This window comes from Candidatus Lariskella endosymbiont of Epinotia ramella, from assembly GCF_964019805.1.
Lineage (GTDB): Bacteria > Pseudomonadota > Alphaproteobacteria > Rickettsiales > Midichloriaceae > Lariskella.
In genome coordinates this window covers 1,576,071-1,592,871 of sequence record NZ_OZ026472.1, presented here as the reverse complement: position 1 = coordinate 1,592,871, position 16,801 = coordinate 1,576,071, and the positions used below count along the sequence as shown (strand labels likewise).

Sequence of the window (16,801 nt, the reverse complement as noted above, 5' to 3'; positions counted from 1 at the left end):
TATGTTAATTTGTTGATTACTAGTTATTCAGTTTTTATCAACAATAACAATGTATATGTTAATAACTTTTTATATTGAGTTGATAGTTATACTTGAAATAGCAATAAATATATAACATGTGACAGAATGATACGATGTTAATGATATGTTGATAAGCTATTTTTATGAACATTGCTAACATATGTTTATATCTTTTATTAGCAACTAGTAACTATCTGATATAGTTGTTTATAATGGATACAATTTGTGGAAAATTAAAGACGTATTTTGTCCTATTAATATTATAGGTTATTTATTGAACAATTAATTGATAAGTTATCAACATAGTTTCTAACATCTATAGTAAGGCAGAATTTCATGTAGTTACGTTTTGGTGTTGTAATGCTATATCTCTCAATAATTCCAACTGTACAAGTTTGCCATTCATATTATCACAAATAAAAATATGGTTTTATATAGTATACACAACTGTTTTATATAAAATTCTTATATTAGACCTCTTGCATAACCATATAAATTGATTAAAATCCTTGATTTTATCAAGGATAACATGAAGTTTGAAAACATCAAAGATGAATACGCAGAAGAGTTTCGCAGGCTTACTGGCATTAAACGAGGAACGTTTGAAGTTATACTAAGTATATTAAAAGAAGCTGAAGCTATTTTAAAGTCTCAAGGTGGAAAACCCAATAAATTGGCTTTAGAAGATCGATTACTCATGACGCTTGAGTACTTGCGTGAATACAGGACATATTTTCATATTTCCCGCAGTTATGGAATAAGTGAAAGTGCCTGTTATCGTAATATACGTTGGATTGAAGATACTCTAATTAAAGATAAACGATTTTCACTACCTGGACGTAAAGCATTACTAAAAAGCGATTCTGAATACGAACTTGTGTTAATTGATGCTACTGAAACACCGATAGAACGACCTAAAAAAAACAGAAGCACTTTTATTCGGGAAAAAAGAGGCGACATACTCTAAAAACTCAGCTTATTGTGGATAAAAGGAAAAAAGAAATCATTTGCACTAATTTTTCTAATGGCAAGCGTCATGATTTCAGGTTATTTAAAGAATCCGGAGTTCACATCCACCCTGAGATTAAAGTTCTTACAGATACTGGTTATCAAGGCATTGATAAGTTGCATTATAATTCAGAGTTACCAAAGAAAAAGACAAAAAAGCGACCACTAAGCAGGAAAGATAAAAAGAAAAATCGTCAATTGTCTAGTGAACGTGTTTTAAATGAAAACGTCATAGGCATGATCAAACGATTTAAAATTATCGCTGATCGTTATAGGAACAGAAGAAAACGATTCGGTTTAAGGTTTAATTTACTTGCTGGTATCTATAACTTTGAGCTTTAAATAGGTTATGCAAGAGGTCTATTGATAAATTATTTCAATTTCACATTAACCTCTCATTATTGTAGCAACTGATGTTATTAATTAATATTTTATAGAGTAAGAATTTAATATTATATATTGGTTAAATTTTAATATCTATAATAAAATTGTAATATATAAATAACACTATACTTTTTACTATTATAAAATCTTACTATTCTTTTATTTTTTAAATTATTATTTGCATAATATAAAATTGTATGCGAACACATTTAGAAATGCTTATAGCTTGCTTTAGAGATGTATACCTATGATAAATGAAAAATTGGTATTTATTATGTGCACATGAAGTTAGACTTTAAAAGAGCTAGGAAGAATGATGCATTTGTATACAAAATAATATCTATAGTATTTTGACAACGCAAATTTTGAAAAGTGTGATGAGTACACTCAGCATTAGATATGTAAATCTAAACTCTTATGCAGTGTTTATAAAACTAGGAAATCTTTTCTTTATTTATACATAGAGTTTCTGTGTATGAGAAATTTGTAACTTAGTACTTTTAGTTATTTGAATGAAATTGTGTTATAAAATATATAACGGCATGAGGATTCACTATTTTATAAATTGGCATATTTGCAAGTGTTTCGGTATATTTTTGATATACTTGTATATAAGCGCTGAAAAATTTTAATATTTCCGTTATAGCATTGCAAATATATATATAGCGATTATATTTGCAATTGATATAGAGCATGATTATTGATCAGTTACTAAATTTTGGTATGTAATGCTGATATTAATGTGCACAATGCGTCTCATTATAAATTGAGTTTTAATTTGCAATCTAAGTTAGTGATTGTTATTTTAGAAAAATCAATGTGAAGTCGTCGGCAACAACTTAATTAAGAATAAATTGCGATGAATAAAAATTTAAGGCTTTCAATACTGATAGTAGAAGATGAAAAATCATTTGCTACAGTAATAGCGTATAATCTACAGAAGGAGGGATATAACGTAAATATCATAAACGATGGAGAGGAAGCCTTGCAGTGGGTATACTCTTCAAAACCTGATCTAATTTTGTTAGACTGGGTGCTACCTTCTAAGCATGGAATAGAAGTTTGTAGGGCTCTTAGGGCAAATCCGGACACTGCAAATATTCCAATTATCATGATATCTGCAAGGGATCAAGATCTAGATAAAGTGGCAGGACTTGATAGAGGTGCTGATGATTATCTAACAAAACCTTTTTCTCCTATAGAACTAATAGCGAGGATTAAAGCTGTACTAAGAAGGATAAGACCAGCGATTGCAGAAAAAACTTTACAGTTCAACGGCATAGTTATGGATTTGAATACATATGCTGTGACTTGCAATAGTATTGAAGTAAAACTTGCACCAATAGAATTTCAAATATTGCAAATTCTTATGGAAAATCCAGGAAATGTATTCTCTAGAAATGAACTAATAGAAAAAATCTGGGGTATAGAAGTAGTAGTAGATCCAAGAACTGTTGATGTACATATGACAAGATTACGTAAAGCTTTATTTAAAGCGTGCGGGAAAGAATGTATTAAGACTGTAAGACTTGTTGGTTATAAATTGCAACCTCCAGATAAAAAATAACAACTATAAAGTATCTTTTTAAATTAAGAAAATATGTGATCTTGCTTCGCTGCTGAGATTGACATACGCATTTATGTTCAGTTTTGCTTTGCTAAGATTATATTTAGTTGTTATAATCTTCTTAAAATGTAGTGCGGTTTATTAGATTTATAGGTGCTGTGTGCTATATGAGTTTTTCATGTGCTACTTTGTTGTAATTATGTTATGTGAATCGGAGAGATAAGCACAGCCGTTTGCTTTTTCCTAATTTGAACCTAATTGTAGTCATCTTGTATTTTTATACTGCAAATTTTTTATTTAATTGGAGTTGTTAGATTTTATAAAATGAAGATAGATTCAAATAGTATAAGAGTAGGAAATATAATTGAATATAATGGAAAACTTTGGGTTGTAGCAAAGACTATGCATACTCAGCCTGGTAAGGGTGGTGCTTATGTACAAGTTGAGATGAAAGATATAGATGGAAAAATTAAAAACAACGTACGCTTTAGAAGTAGCGAGTTTGTTGAAAAAGTACATCTTGAAACGTATGACTTTCAATATCTCTATATAGATGGTGATTCAATATGGATTATGAGTATTGAAAGCTATGAGCAAATAAATATTCCAATTTCGATGGTTGGTGAACAACTTCCGTTTCTTATAGATGGGTTAATTTTGGCTGTTGATTTTTATCAAGGAAAACCTGTAGTAGTTAGGTTACCAGATACAATAATTGCAGAGATTAGAGAATGTGAGCCTGTTGTTAAAGGACAGACTGCTACATCTTCATATAAACCAGCAGTGCTAGATAACGGGGTAAGAGTTATGGTGCCACAATTTTTGAATCAAGGTGATAAAGTGGTGATAAAAACTGAGAGTAGAGAATATGTTGAAAGAGCATAAATTGGAGGAATAAAATATTATGGCATTTTCTAGAGACTATCTTATAAGATTATTAGTAAAAAACTTTCCTGATGCAGAAATTGAACTTGAAGATGTGGTTGGAGATCAAAATCATTTCGAACTTCGTATAAGATCTGCTCAATTTAATGGAATGCCGAGAGTAGCTCAGCATAAAGCAGTTTATAAAGCTCTGCAAGAACCATTTTCTGAAGGCTTGCATGCTCTAGTATTAAAAACTGAGCCTAAGCTTTAAAAGCTTAAAGCGGGATAATAAAAAAAAATATGTAGCTTGTGTTATAAATTAACTGGTTTATAGATAGTCAGTCCGCCAAAAATTGATTTTGCGCAAGCAAATCAATTTTTATGGAGAAGTGAAATGCGCAAAAATTAGCCCAGGATTAGGCCATGTGCTAATTTTTGGATATATTAATTGGTTCTGTGCCGCGCAAACACTATTTTCACAAAATCCGTAAGGTTTTTGCGTTTATTATAACATTTTTTTACGGATTTAAAGTGCTATTTTGACGCTCGTGGCACCATTTCATACTTGTTTCGAGACTTTTGGGCGTGCGGTGCCTGCTATATAAGCACGTTGCTGGCAGCGCAATAGTAAAGACAATTGAAAGTGTTTTCCATTCTTTCTAGCTCTTTTTGAAATATAGCTTCATATCAAAATCAGAAATGTCAACTCTTCATTTGCAAGCGTAAAGCTCATAAGCATTTTGCAAAGTTTAGCGCGCCTGTTTTATACTGTTTTAGCTATATTTATCCTACTTCCTAAATTAAACAGAATTGTATTATGCAACTATTTCAGATAACTTATCTTTATCATTTCTAATAATCCACTTAATCCAGTAAACTGCTCCACAGAAAGCAGGCATGCTTAGTACTACAAATAATAATTTAAACATATAGCTATGCATTATGACTTTTAGCACTTGTTCTCTTGGCATTACACCAAATAGCATAAAAAATACCATTACAATCATAGTATCTATGAACAATGAAATTCCTGTACTCAAGCAACTTCTCAACCAAACATATTTTCCATCCGTAGTTTTTCGGATCTTTATGTATATCATGACATCCAATATCTGAGATATGTAACATGCCAAAGTTGATCCTATAAATGTCCAGGTATATGCAGCAAATATACTATGAAAAGTAGTAGTATCGATCATGGACCAACTAGTTGCTGGAAGAAGATCTACACCTAGTATGATAAAAGCAACCATAATATTAATACAAATGCCTAGCGTGACACAGAATTTTGCTTTCTGTTTATCAAAAAACTCAGTTATCAAATCAGTTATTAAAAAAGCTGTTGGATACAATATTGCACCAGCAGACAACTCAAATGTGTGATAAGTCCATAAGTTCAATACTACAAATTTTTGATACACTAAATTGCTTAGTACAACAAGTATCGAAAATATTGTACAAAGCGATACATATATTTTATCAATCATGTAATTATCCAGTCTATGCTATATACTCGTCATACTTTGCAAATTAGCGTATTTAAAATGTTTCTTATGACAATGCGTTTCCATTTTTTGAAGTCTAACTTCGTATATGGCACTGTTAACTTAAGTCATTGTGAAACAAATATGTAAAAGTATTAAGCTAAGAAATTAACTTGTACTCTAAAAGATCATGTCCTAAAAATCATCATACAAACACTTTGTTATCAGCACCATACATAATAAAGACCAGCTTTTCATATTTAGTCCTTCAATACTATCTTAATGCATATTGATCAAGTTTTTCATTATAAAAGCTCTAATTATGAATTTGGATAAAAAATCAAAAGCTCAGTATTTATTTAACATTCTTCTTTTATTTGATGTGTAATATTAAGCCATTATTTAGCGATATATAAAATCTTATTCTTTTGCTTGACATATCATCACATTCGAATAAAATCTGATTTAATCAAGCACACTTAAAGCGTGCATTGCGCTATTAATTCATTATAAATAATAATTACAATTTTTGGCTTAGTGTTATAAAACTTCTATAGACTATTTGTTATAACATTTCGTATTAGGCTTAAGCTTGAAGATTTGACATAAGCGTTGAGTTCTATAATCAAATGAGATAGTAGGTGAACAAGAAAACTTAGAGCCTATTTAATTAAATATTCTCAAACTCTTTGCTTCCAAAAATTGCCTCTTCTCTCATAAAAAAGAAATGAAGAGAGATAAGGTAGGGGCATCTTATAAAAATTATTGTGTCGGAATGAATATTGATCAATCCAAGTTATTAAATTTGTAATTTAATCATTATATTCTTAAGTAATTTGAGCATAAATTATATATGCTATTAATTTTAAGACTATTATTAATAAATAGCCAAAGGGTATTGCGTATTAATCATGTTGTAGAGTGAATTGTCAGATGCAAGTGGTTGTGAAGATACCAATGCTGGATGTAGTAAAAACACATAAGCTTTATTAACTAAACTACCATGGTTACATTTGTGAGCTTAAGTATGATGCCCTTGAATTCTAAACAAGTTTATAAAACTCTCATTAAGACTACAGGCAATTTTCACTGCTTACCAAATGTTGCTACCTACCTCATGCACATCATTGGTCAAAAATCATTTAGAGATCACTAAAATCATAACAATGTATAAGAATTATGAAAGACAATTTCCTGAGGTTGGTTCTGGTAACTAATAAAACTGTACAAGGTATAAACGAATACTTACGCTTCATAGAACTATGCATAGAATCAGGAGTATCTTCTATACAATTGAGAGAAAAGAGTTGGGATGATGAGTCATTTAGATTCGCAGAATCAGTACAGGAGATTTTAGAAAGATATAAGATACCGCTTATTATAAATGATAGAGTTGATATAACACAAAGAATAGGAGCATCAGGTGTACACTTAGGACAAACTGATTGCGAACCTAAACTTGCTCGAAACATTTTGGGAGAGGATAAAATCATAGGATTATCTGTAGGTTCAGTAGCAGAGCTAGAAGTTGCGAATAACATGCCTATAGATTATATAGGAGTCGGCGCAATTTTTGAGACAAAAACTAAGCCAGATGTAGCTCATGTCATAGGGATTGAGCAATTGAAAAAATTGAAAGTTGCTTCCAAGCACAAGATAGTTGCAATAGGCGGAATTGCAGAGCATAACGCAGGAGATGTCATCGCAACTGGTGTTGATGGAATTGCTGTGATTAGTGCTATACACTCGTCAGGTAATCCTAAAAAAACTATTGAAAGCTTATTAAATTTAATCAATATGAATCAGCAAAATATATGTTAGAAAAAGTTAAGAATGCAGTAGAGCAAATTAAGAAAAGAAAACCATTGATTTTATGTCTTACAAATTATGTATCAGTAGATTTTGTCGCAAATTCACTGCTAGCACTTGGAGCATCGCCAATAATGTCGTGTGATAGTGGCGAGATTGTGGAATTAGTAAAAATCAGCAGCGCAATTAACATTAACATTGGAACTTTAAATCAAGATTTCATAAAGATGGCAGATGTTGCTGCAGAAGCAAGTAAAGATTATAATAAGCCACTAGTGCTGGATCCAGTAGGAGCGGGAGCAAGTTTAGTTAGAACTAAAAACGCAGTAAAGTTTGCGAAATACTCTGATATAATTCGTGGGAACGCCAGTGAGATAATAGCATTATTTCATGGTATAAAAGACAACTCTAATCAGGACGATCAACAAAATAAAAAAATACTTGGAGTAGATTCAGTCCATCAGGTTTCCGATGCGACTGATATAGCAAAGCATCTTGTAACTTCTCTTAAGTGCTGTGTTGCTATCAGTGGAAAAGAAGATTTTATTATAGATGAAACAAGGTCTGAACTTATAGTATCAGGAGAAGATATAATGCAACTCATAACAGGCATGGGTTGTGCAGTGACAGCTGTCATAGCCGCATTTAAGACAGTTATAGAAGATCGATTCGAAGCAACTAAGATTGCAATGTTATACTTTGGGCTTTGCGCAAATTTAGCGTATGTCAAGTCACAAAAGCCAGGAATTTTTAAAACACATTTTATAGATGAAATATACGGCGGAGATTTTGAAGATATGAGGCGATTTTATGTTGAGCGAAGCTAGTATAATAAAATTTTTCAAAAATGAGTTTCCAGATTATATTGGAGACGATGCGGCAGTAATACAATTTTCAGAAAATGAAAGTTATGTCATTACTAAAGATTTATTCATAGAAGATGTTCATTTCAGGATTAGATATCACGATGCAGCAAACGTAGGTCATAAAGCATTGCACGTTAATTTAAGCGACATAGCAGCAATGGGAGCATCTCCAATGTATGCTATGCTTGGAATAGCTCTTCCTGTACACTATGCACTATACGCAGATACATTCATAATAGGATTTGCAAAAGCATGCAAAGCTTCAAACGTTATTTTAATCGGTGGAGATACGACAAGATCTGCTGAGAGAATGTCTATTAGTGTTACGTTAATTGGTAAAGCTCCAGAATCTAATATTAAACTTCGCAGCACAGCAAAAATAGGTGATGTTATATGCGTTATTGGAAATTTAGGATATGCACATATAGGATTACATTATCTTGAAAAACATGAGCCAGGTTTTGACAATTTTAAAGAGGCATTCTTAAGACCAATTGCTCGTGTTGCAGAAGGAAAGTTTTTAGGACAGATGCAACACATAACAAGTATGATGGATATATCAGATGGTTTATACCTTGATTTAAACAAGCTATGCAAAAGTTCAGGTGTTGGAGCACAAATAGATTTGGATAAATTGCATTATGAAAAGGAGTTTAAGGCTGCTTGTAAGAGCTTAGGAATGGAATGTACTAAAACTCAACTAATAGGTGGAGAAGATTATGGTCTATTATTTACCGTATCTGCCTCTGAATATAAAGAAATGGCGCAAAAATTTTGTTTAAGTTTTGGCTATACTCCTATAATCATAGGGGAAATTATAAAAGATAATTGTGTAAAATTTATACACAAAAATGTTAGTAGATCACTTCAATTACAGCCTTTTTACCACTTTGGGGAAATAGTATGAAGTACAAATGTTTATCAATTGCCGGATTTGATTGTTCTGGAGGAGCGGGGATTCAAGCAGATCTCAAAACCTTTGCTGCATTTGGTTGTTACGGAATGAGTATTCTCACAGCTATGCCTATACAAAATACATGTGGTGTGAATACTTGCTTTAGTATTCCACCACAAAGTATATCTGCACAGCTTGAAGTACTATTTGAAGATATCATCCCAGACAGCATTAAGATAGGTATGTTATTCTCATCGGAAGTAATTGAAATAGTGACTGAGTTTTTAAAACAATTTGCAAAAAATATTCCTATAGTCCTCGACCCTGTAATGGTTGCAAGAAGTGGAGATACCTTGCTTAGAGACACAGCTATAGATATAATGAAGCGTAAGTTAATACCGCTTGTAACAGTAGTTACTCCAAATCTTCAGGAAGCATACGTGCTTGCAGAAAGAGTTGATGATATGGAATCTATTGCAAGAGATGTTTTGATGCTTGGACCACAGGCGGTGCTTCTGAAAGGAGGGCGTTTAGATAGTGATGATTCTAGTGATCTACTATTGGAAAGAAGTGGAAATAAAACTTGGTTAACAGGAGTAAGAGTAAAATCTAACAATATACACGGAGCAGGATGTACGCTCTCATCTGCAATTTGTGCTTGTTTATCTTTGGGGTTTCCAGTACAAGAAGCATGTAGAGTAGCCAAGAAATATCTCTCGGAAGCTATAGAAGCTTCTGCAGAATATAAAATTGGCAAGGGAAACGGTCCAGTTCATCATTTTTATCATATTTGGCCTACTATACACAAAATATATAGCGATAATAAAAGCCAAATAGATAATAATGTAAGTTCAATATATACAAAGAATATAGAAAAATTTAGAAGAGGATGAGTGTTTTTAAATAAAATAGCATTGAGTATGATATCTTTACTATGCTCTTATCATATTAAAATAAATACTATACGTATACTCGTCACACTTTTCAAAATTGACGCGTGAAAGATCGCTCATTATATATTGATGATTATACACGTGCTTCCTTAGTTCTTCTTAGCTCTTTTTGAGATCTAACTTCATATGTGCACAAGTTCAATATCAACTCTTCATGTATTAGAGAGAGATATACTTCTGATCAATGAATAGCTTATATTTATTATGTATTGCACTATTAACTAAGTACTTATGTAAAGGTTTTTGAGCCTGATTTTTTAGAGTACAAGTTAATTCCTGCGTGTAATATACTTTTACAATTTGTAAAGAAATTAACGAAGTAATATGGAAAGTGAAGCAAAAAAGGCTTACGCAATGATTTTGTTAACGGTGCTATATATGAAGTGGGGCTTCAAAAAGAGCTTTATGAATGAAGAATTGGTGTGATATATACAGAATAGATAAGAAGCGTGTTAACGACGCAGTTTTGTGAAATATAACTAAGTATAGTAACCTATAAATATACTTATTTAGGATGCATCTATCGACCAGTAGAATATTGCGTTATAATAAACAGATTTTGTTATATATGCTTCTCTTTCCAAATATAGATCCTATAATGTTTACAGTTGGTCCGCTGGAGATAAGGTGGTACGGCTTTGCATACATGATTAGTTTTATAATCGGATATTATTTTGTAAAAATGCTAAGCCGCAAATATAATTACGAAGATTTAACTACGAGTGTTCTTGATAGCTTAGCTACGTATTGTGTACTGGGTGTTATAATAGGAGGCAGGGTTGGTTATGTTATAATATATATGCCAACTATTATAGTGGAAAATCCAATTAATATATTAAAAACGTGGGATGGCGGTATGTCATTTCATGGTGGTCTTATCGGAATCATTATTGCACTTTATATAATTTCCAAAATACATAAACTAAATTTTTTTCATATAACGGATTTGATAGCTTGCACTGCACCAATTGGTCTTTTTTTTGGTCGTATAGCAAATTTTATCAACGCGGAGTTATATGGCCGAATCTCGGATGTTCCATGGGCGGTAGTTTTTCCAGGAACTAGCGGAGCTCCAAGACACCCTAGCCAGATATACGAAGCGCTTTTGGAAGGAGTGGTATTGTTTTTCCTGTTAAACCTTTGCTTTTCTTATAAAGCTATCAGAGATAGGAGTGGTTTAACATCTGGAATTTTTTTAATATTATATGCTTTAGCGAGAAGTATAGTGGAAAATTATAGAGAGCCAGACTCTCACATAGGATTCATACTAGAAAACTTTACTATGGGGCAGCTAGTTACATTTCCAATGTTTATTATAGGTGGATATATAATTTGGAAGAATCTACTTTTGAAACACAAAATGTAGAACTCGCAAACTAAAGTACTTTTATATGATGAGACTGTTACGTTCTTTCAAGATTAGCTGGTACGCCGAAAGTCTAGCAGAAAAAATTGCAAAAAACAGATATGCTAAATTTTGTATCAAGCCTATCTAAATCGTCAATAATGATTTTTGAGTTTAGATGCAAACAGTGGTCTATGCAATTAAATATATCTGCTAAAAATTCTACTTCTAGTAGATGGTACTGTTAACGGTGCCATAATACTGCCCTCCCATTTTTTCTTGCCATCTTAATATGAACGGCTGGCTCAATTAATTCTTTAAATTTACATTCGCTAATAGAACATTTTCTTATATTAAACATAAGTTCAGCCAAATTTCTTATATCACATGATAACATGCTAGAATACTAAAATTACTTTGCAAATAGCTGAATAGATAAGATATTTTCTCATTGCACGCTTAAGATACGAATGTTAAACTGCACGTTACTCGATATATTTGCTGCCTTATCGCGCACAACTAATAATGCGTTACATATGTTGAATTTATGTAACGTATATGCAACTTAAAAGCATATCTTAAAGTACGTCTTTCAATTCTTGATGGAGTTACATATATGTCTAAGACAAAAATAAGCGTCGGTAATTTAAGTCACGATGACCTGCATCATGCAATTCACGAAGGTAATATTTCGCTAGTAGAAGAAATATTGCAACAGGATAATAAGCTAAACTTATTGTATGCAAAGAAATTAGGTCAAACATCACTTCATATCGCTACTTCGCAAGACAACGCTAATATTGTTAAAATAATACTTGCCGCAGCTGAGGATAAAGCTCAAGAGCTTTTATCAATTAGAGATGAGCATGGATTGACCGCGCTTGAACTTGCAATTTATGATAACATGCAGGAGATTATTAAGGTGATGCTTTCAGCAGAAGGCGTAGATTCAATGAAATTATTACAAACACAACAGACATCGTCATTACAGTCTGGTGTTGCCATACTTTATACGCCACTTCATTTGGCTGCTTCGCAAGGCAGCGCTGATATTGTAAAAGAAATGCTTGCTGTAGCTGGCGATAAAGCTATAGAACTTTTAAAAACACAAGATAAATATGGTTATATGCCGCTTAATATTGCTGTAGCAAAAGGGGATGCTGATGTTGTTAAGGCAATGCTTTCTGTAGCTGGCGATAAAGCTATAGAACTTTTAAAAACACAAGATAAATATGGTTATACGCCGCTTCATATTGCTGCAGCAAAAGGGGATACTGATGTTGTTAAGGCAATGCTTTCTGTAGCTGGCGATATTTTAAAAACACAAGGTAAATATGGTTATACGCCGCTTCATACTGCTGTAGCAAAAGGGGATGCTGATGTTGTTAAGGCAATGCTTTCTGCAGCTGGCGATAAAGCTATAGAACTTTTAAAAACACAAAATAAATATGATGATACGCCGCTTCATACTGCTGTAGCTGGTGATCAAGCTATAGAACTTTTAAAAACACAAAATAAATATGGTTATACGCCGCTTCGTACTGCTGTAGCGAAAGGGAATGCTGAGATTGTTAAGGCAATGCTTTCTACAGCTGGTGATCAAGCTATAGAACTTTTAAAAACACAAAATAAATATGATGATACGCCGCTTCGTACTGCTGTAGCAAAAGGGGATGCTGAGATTGTTAAGGCAATGCTTTCTGCAGCTGGCGATAAAGCTATAGAACTTTTAAAAACACAAAATAAATATGATGATACGCCGCTTCATACTGCTGTAGCTGGTGATCAAGCTATAGAACTTTTAAAAACACAAAATAAATATGGTGATACGCCGCTTCGTACTGCTGTAGCAAAAGAGGATGCTGATGTTGTTAAAGCAATAGTTTCTGCGACTGATGATAAAGCTGCGGCGCTTTTAGAAATAAAGGATAAAGACGGCAAGGCACCGCTTCGTATGGCCATAGAAAAAGGTTACACTAACATTGTTGAAACAACACAGGAGCAAACAGACACTATTAATCTGTTCTACACATCTGATCACAGTGCGCAAATTGAACAAGCAATTTTGTATAACACACAACCACAATCGCAAGATAATGCGCGTTCAATTCTTGATGAACAAGAGCATTATGATGATAGCAACGTGTTGCTTCATTATGATCTGTAACGATGTGCAGATAGTCCCTCTGCCAAACATTGATTTGCGCAGCAAATCAATGTTTGTGGAGAAGTTAAATATACAAAAGTTAGCACGGAACTCGGCTCTACGCTAATTTTTGGATATATTAATTGCTCATGCGCCTAAGCAAACACTACTTTCACAAAATCTGTAAGGTTTTTTGGTCTTTTATAACATTTTCTTACGGATTTAAAGCACCATTTTGATACTATAAACATCATTTTGTGCCCCTTCTGAGACTTTTAGCGCACATACTAACTACTCATTTATCAGGGATATACATCTAACACCATATCTTCATGCTCTACTTTTTCATGTATAAAGTATGACATTACGTTTGACAAAAAACTATCAAAAGCCTCTATTAATGCTCCTGATATACGTGGCCACTTCTCACCAAAATCATATACCTCATAAGCTGCAACATTAATACATCCTTGAGATGCCTTGTATGCTAAGCGCATAGTATCAAAAGCTGTATTGTTGTACACATCGTGTGCTGCATATGCCGCAGCACCACCCAAACAAAAAGTCATTAGATGTCCAGGAGATATTAGGTAACTTGCAATATCTACTGCCTTATATTTTATCACATGTTTTGCCGTGATTATCGCATATATATACAACGCAGCAGAGATAGTTGTCGTTGCATTATCACTTGAATTGTTACTTAAAACTTGAGGAAGTCCCGCTCCCGCTATACCGATTGCAAGACTTTTTTCAACTACGCTGGTAGGGGCGAAAGTCAAGAATGCTTCAGCTAATACAATGCCAGATACCGCGCCGTCTGCCACGGAAGATAGCAGATCGTTCTGCTCTCTGTGCTCTTTTTGATCTCTATGGGCGAAGTCATTAGACCTCTTGCATAACCATATAAATTGATTAAAATCCTTGATTTTATCAAGGATAACATGAAGTTTGAAAACATCAAAGATGAATACGCAGAAGAGTTTCGCAGGCTTACTGGCATTAAACGAGGAACGTTTGAAGTTATACTAAGTATATTAAAAGAAGCTGAAGCTATTTTAAAGTCTCAAGGTGGAAAACCCAATAAATTGGCTTTAGAAGATCGATTACTCATGACGCTTGAGTACTTGCGTGAATACAGGACATATTTTCATATTTCCCGCAGTTATGGAATAAGTGAAAGTGCCTGTTATCGTAATATACGTTGGATTGAAGATACTCTAATTAAAGATAAACGATTTTCACTACCTGGACGTAAAGCATTACTAAAAAGCGATTCTGAATACGAACTTGTGTTAATTGATGCTACTGAAACACCGATAGAACGACCTAAAAAAAACAGAAGCACTTTTATTCGGGAAAAAAGAGGCGACATACTCTAAAAACTCAGCTTATTGTGGATAAAAGGAAAAAAGAAATCATTTGCACTAATTTTTCTAATGGCAAGCGTCATGATTTCAGGTTATTTAAAGAATCCGGAGTTCACATCCACCCTGAGATTAAAGTTCTTACAGATACTGGTTATCAAGGCATTGATAAGTTGCATTATAATTCAGAGTTACCAAAGAAAAAGACAAAAAAGCGACCACTAAGCAGGAAAGATAAAAAGAAAAATCGTCAATTGTCTAGTGAACGTGTTTTAAATGAAAACGTCATAGGCATGATCAAACGATTTAAAATTATCGCTGATCGTTATAGGAACAGAAGAAAACGATTCGGTTTAAGGTTTAATTTACTTGCTGGTATCTATAACTTTGAGCTTTAAATAGGTTATGCAAGAGGTCTATTATTCCCCAACATGTAATCAGCTATATTCTTTAACACAAGATTCAGTAATAACAAATGTGTAGCACGCTGTAAGTATAACAATAACATATAAAGATCTCAAATAATAATATATTCCTGATAGTATAATGAAATTCTAGCGATTGTATAGGAATTGTTAGAAGATATTTTATATTGCTCTCCAGGAAAGCAGGATTAATATTATAAAATATCGAATTTGTAGCGCACATAATGCCTTTTCCTAGAGTAATATATAAACATGCTGCCATTCCTGCGGCGCCATACGCCATATTGTATCAAAAATGATGTAGTTATATGCATGTCAAAAATTTATGTAGCTGCAGGATATTTAGGATGACAGTGTCGTGCAATGTGTACTTGTATGAAATATTTCGTAAAACTATACTGTAATGCGGAATTTCCCGGCTATTCTGCAGTGTGTTCGAAGTTACATTTAATGTCATACTTTGAGTACAAAGGCTATGGAGCAAGAAAGTCGAAAATGCTATCTGTCACATGATCTAGCACATACGGTTAGACTCCAATCAGCTCTAACATTTAGCAATATTTTTTCTATATTTTAGCAAATCATTTTATTTTCACTTGGCTGGAGTGTGAGGCATTTTAGTACTAATTTATTTATTTAGAAAAATTCTTATATATCATTTCGTTAGAACATGTTAAATATGGTCCTATGAGGGTGCTAGGCTGGATGAAATAAATAGTGGCGTTACGGCTGATTGGAACAGGCAAATTGTTGTGATTCTTCGGTGTGTTGCTTTGCTTACATTTTAATATCGATTTATGTGTTGGTATATTTAAGCACTTTTACGTGTTCTGATTCTAGTAGTTTCAGTTAAAAAAATGCTTGAATGAGATATAGGCAAAATTGGTTTTATAAAGAGCTTTATAGCATAAACAATATATATTTTGCTTTTGGTTGTGTATGTGTTGAGCTAGGTCTTATGGTACTCAATATATAAAGCATTTAGCGGATTGGTTGAAATTAACAAGGGGTAAGTGTAATTTGAAAGACTAAGTATGTGCAAAAAAGCATAGCTGATTTTTGTTTACAGCGTTGTGAGTAAGCTAAAACTTGTTTTTGACAATTGCCTTAGTGGTATACTGATATGTTGTCAAGGTGTAATAAAATATTTCTGTTAAATCGATTTGATTTGCATGTAATAATTGGCGCAAATTAGCCTGTGGTCGTTTGTAGAATAATTATAAATCTGGGAATGGCATCGAAAATACCGCAAGAGCAGAATATATGACACTGCTAGTAAAAAGTGGGCGCGCAAAGGCCATAATAAAGGAGATTATAGAGAACATGCTTCTTGGCATATAATATTGTTACTATGGTTGCTTTTTAAAGATCTTATCTTAAAGCCAGTGATTTTAGTTGTTGTTCTGAAATACTTGAGAAGTATGACACTAGCTTTTTATGGTTAAAATCATTTATGAAGTATAAAATATCCAGTTTACAATGTTGTGATGTGAATTATTTAAAGCTTTTCTTACTTTATATTGTCCACTGATATGGCTCTACTGCCGCTTTTATAAAGAGCTGTTTATGTACATATTCGTCTCGCAGAGATTTTGATATCCTTATTCGATATGGTGCAGAAAACGAGCATAATGAGTAGTGTAAAAGCACATCCTTAACTACTC

The 16,801-nt window shown here is 33.0% G+C and carries 14 protein-coding genes and 1 pseudogene; 11 read left to right on the top strand and 4 right to left on the bottom strand.

Annotated elements, in window-relative coordinates:
* Positions 1-550 precede the first annotated feature (550 nt).
* From AACL20_RS06825 to AACL20_RS06810, 4 genes are all read left to right on the top strand, one after another.
* Positions 551-1,371 (top strand): IS5 family transposase gene (locus AACL20_RS06825; protein ID WP_339051669.1). Its coding sequence is split into 2 segments (ribosomal slippage): positions 551-938 and positions 938-1,371, totalling 822 coding nucleotides; the frame shifts between segments, so codons are not numbered across the junction.
* Between the two features lie 901 nt (positions 1,372-2,272).
* Positions 2,273-2,980, top strand: a complete 708-nt coding sequence (locus tag AACL20_RS06820) for a response regulator (protein WP_339041321.1) — start codon at positions 2,273-2,275, stop codon at positions 2,978-2,980.
* 324 nt (positions 2,981-3,304) lie between these two features.
* Positions 3,305-3,865 carry an elongation factor P gene (gene efp, locus AACL20_RS06815; protein WP_339041319.1) on the top strand — a complete coding sequence of 187 codons (561 nt, stop codon included), beginning with the start codon at positions 3,305-3,307 and terminating at the stop codon, positions 3,863-3,865.
* A gap of 19 nt (positions 3,866-3,884) precedes the next feature.
* Positions 3,885-4,118, top strand: a complete 234-nt coding sequence (locus AACL20_RS06810; RefSeq protein ID WP_339041317.1) for a BolA/IbaG family iron-sulfur metabolism protein — start codon at positions 3,885-3,887, stop codon at positions 4,116-4,118.
* Between the two features lie 544 nt (positions 4,119-4,662).
* Here the strand turns inward: AACL20_RS06810 and AACL20_RS06805 are convergent.
* A complete protein-coding gene (locus AACL20_RS06805) occupies positions 4,663-5,334 on the bottom strand; it encodes a queuosine precursor transporter (RefSeq protein ID WP_339052145.1) in 672 nt (223 codons plus the stop codon).
* Between the two features lie 1,176 nt (positions 5,335-6,510).
* Here AACL20_RS06805 and thiE point away from each other — a divergent pair.
* From thiE to lgt, 5 genes are all read left to right on the top strand, one after another.
* Complete coding sequence (thiE, locus tag AACL20_RS06800) at positions 6,511-7,152, top strand: thiamine phosphate synthase (protein ID WP_339052144.1); 642 nt, start codon at positions 6,511-6,513, stop codon at positions 7,150-7,152.
* Entirely contained in the window at positions 7,146-7,967 is an 822-nt protein-coding gene (gene thiM / locus AACL20_RS06795) for a hydroxyethylthiazole kinase (RefSeq protein ID WP_339052143.1), read from the top strand. The genes thiE and thiM overlap by 7 nt, the downstream gene beginning before the upstream one ends.
* Positions 7,951-8,913: a thiamine-phosphate kinase gene (thiL, locus tag AACL20_RS06790; RefSeq protein WP_339052142.1), complete on the top strand. Its 963-nt coding sequence runs from the start codon at positions 7,951-7,953 to the stop codon at positions 8,911-8,913. The genes thiM and thiL overlap by 17 nt, the downstream gene beginning before the upstream one ends.
* Positions 8,910-9,794 (top strand): bifunctional hydroxymethylpyrimidine kinase/phosphomethylpyrimidine kinase, encoded by an 885-nt coding sequence (gene thiD, locus AACL20_RS06785; RefSeq protein ID WP_339052141.1) that lies wholly within the window; start codon positions 8,910-8,912, stop codon positions 9,792-9,794. The genes thiL and thiD overlap by 4 nt, the downstream gene beginning before the upstream one ends.
* A 628-nt stretch (positions 9,795-10,422) precedes the next feature.
* The gene (lgt, locus tag AACL20_RS06780) at positions 10,423-11,220 is read left to right on the top strand and encodes a prolipoprotein diacylglyceryl transferase (protein ID WP_339052702.1); all 798 of its coding nucleotides are present in this window, start codon (positions 10,423-10,425) and stop codon (positions 11,218-11,220) included.
* Between the two features lie 73 nt (positions 11,221-11,293).
* Here lgt and AACL20_RS07075 read toward each other — a convergent pair.
* Positions 11,294-11,413: pseudogene (locus tag AACL20_RS07075) on the bottom strand (hypothetical protein); the annotation flags it as partial.
* A 402-nt stretch (positions 11,414-11,815) separates the two neighbouring features.
* Between AACL20_RS07075 and AACL20_RS06775 the strand changes: the two are divergent.
* Positions 11,816-13,366 carry an ankyrin repeat domain-containing protein gene (locus AACL20_RS06775; protein WP_339052140.1) on the top strand — a complete coding sequence of 517 codons (1,551 nt, stop codon included), beginning with the start codon at positions 11,816-11,818 and terminating at the stop codon, positions 13,364-13,366.
* Positions 13,367-13,647: 281 nt separating this feature from the next.
* Here the strand turns inward: AACL20_RS06775 and AACL20_RS06770 are convergent, their stop codons facing one another.
* Together AACL20_RS06770 and AACL20_RS06765 are read right to left on the bottom strand one after the other, a co-directional pair.
* On the bottom strand, positions 13,648-14,172 hold the full coding sequence (locus AACL20_RS06770; protein ID WP_339052139.1) for a hypothetical protein: 525 nt from the start codon (positions 14,170-14,172) through the stop codon (positions 13,648-13,650).
* Positions 14,139-14,291, bottom strand: coding sequence for a hypothetical protein (locus tag AACL20_RS06765; RefSeq protein ID WP_339052138.1), 153 nt, complete (start codon positions 14,289-14,291; stop codon positions 14,139-14,141). Before AACL20_RS06765 ends, AACL20_RS06770 begins: the two co-directional genes overlap by 34 nt.
* Between AACL20_RS06765 and AACL20_RS06760 the strand changes: the two genes are divergently transcribed.
* Positions 14,290-15,110 (top strand): IS5 family transposase gene (locus AACL20_RS06760; RefSeq protein WP_339051669.1). Its coding sequence is split into 2 segments (ribosomal slippage): positions 14,290-14,677 and positions 14,677-15,110, totalling 822 coding nucleotides; the frame shifts between segments, so codons are not numbered across the junction. The two genes, AACL20_RS06765 and AACL20_RS06760, sit on opposite strands and share 2 nt — an antisense overlap.
* Positions 15,111-16,801: the final 1,691 nt, after the last annotated feature.